At 47.7% G+C, this 1252-nt stretch carries 1 protein-coding gene; it reads left to right on the top strand.

Annotated elements, in window-relative coordinates; all coding sequences use genetic code 11:
• Positions 1–183 precede the first annotated feature (183 nt).
• A complete protein-coding gene (lgt, locus tag CHU92_RS00210) occupies positions 184–1125 on the top strand; it encodes a prolipoprotein diacylglyceryl transferase (RefSeq protein WP_094411429.1) in 942 nt (313 codons plus the stop codon).
• Positions 1126–1252: the final 127 nt, after the last annotated feature.

Raw genomic sequence — 1252 nt, 5'->3', positions numbered from 1 at the left:
GCATCCTCCCCGCCGCCGCGCTTATGGCGGCGGGGAGATATAGTGGAGAGCGGGCCTGGCGGTAACAAAAATGCGTTGAGCCGGCTGCTCCTGAAATTGGGAGGGTTTTTAAAAAATTTCTTTTTATGGATTTCTATTCTCTAATTTAGGTTAATTTTACGGCTGGTTAAGAAAATACTTAAAATGACACAATTTCTCAGCTTCGTTTGGAACCCTTCTGAAGGCATAGACCTCGGTTTTTTTCTAATCCGCTATTACAGCCTTATGTGGGTGGTAGCTTTTGGCCTGGGATGGTTTATAATGAAAAAGATATTTGAAAGGGAGGGCGAAACCATTGAAAAACTGGATAAGCTATTTATTTACACTATAATAGCCACCATGATAGGCGCCAGGCTGGGCCATGTTATTTTTTATCAGCCGGAACTTTTCCGGGAGGACCCTGTAAATGTGTTCCTGCCTGTCAGGCTGAACCCAAAGTTTGAATTTACCGGTTTTGCAGGCCTGGCCAGCCACGGGGCGGCTATAGCGATTATACTGACCATGGTATATTATAGCCGCAAAGTCATCAGGAGGCCGCTGCTCTGGGTACTGGACAGGGTGGTGATACCGGTAACCAGTGGCGGTATTTTCATCAGGCTGGGCAATTTTATCAATTCAGAAATACTGGGTGATGTTACCACAAAAGATGTCCCTACGGCCGTTAAATTTATCCGTGGGGAAGAAAACCTGGGCAAATACGAGGCCATGCAGCTGACAGGGGCAAAAGATTATAATGAGGCGTATAACCTTATTGAAAATGACCCAAGGTTTGCCGAAGTACTGAACCAGATACCTTACCGCCATCCGGCGCAGCTTTACGAAGCATTCCTGTATATATTTGTCTTTGCCATAATCTATTACATGTACTGGAAAACTGATGCCCGCAAGCAGCATGGGCTTATATTTGGCGTATTCCTTGTGCTGCTGTGGACGGTGCGTTTTGTGGTAGAGTTTGTAAAACAGAGCCAGGGTGGTTTTGAGGGCGCCGAACCCATTTTGTCCACGGGGCAGTGGCTTAGCATACCGTTTATCATAGCAGGCTTTATACTTATCTTCACGGCTAAGAAAAGGACAGAAACCTTATAGCTACAAACAAGGCCCCTGGGGTACTATGCAGCATCAGGAGCAGCCGGCTAACCGCCCTTTTGCCGTCGCCGGTCCTGCTTTCAGCTATATCTCCCCGCCGCGAAAGCAGGCGGCGGGGAGGATGCCG

The sequence above is a fragment of the Flavobacterium cyanobacteriorum genome, assembly GCF_002251835.1.
GTDB lineage: Bacteria > Bacteroidota > Bacteroidia > Flavobacteriales > Flavobacteriaceae > Flavobacterium > Flavobacterium cyanobacteriorum.
Note: the sequence above shows the minus strand (reverse complement) of the source record. Positions and strands in the feature narration are given on the sequence as shown.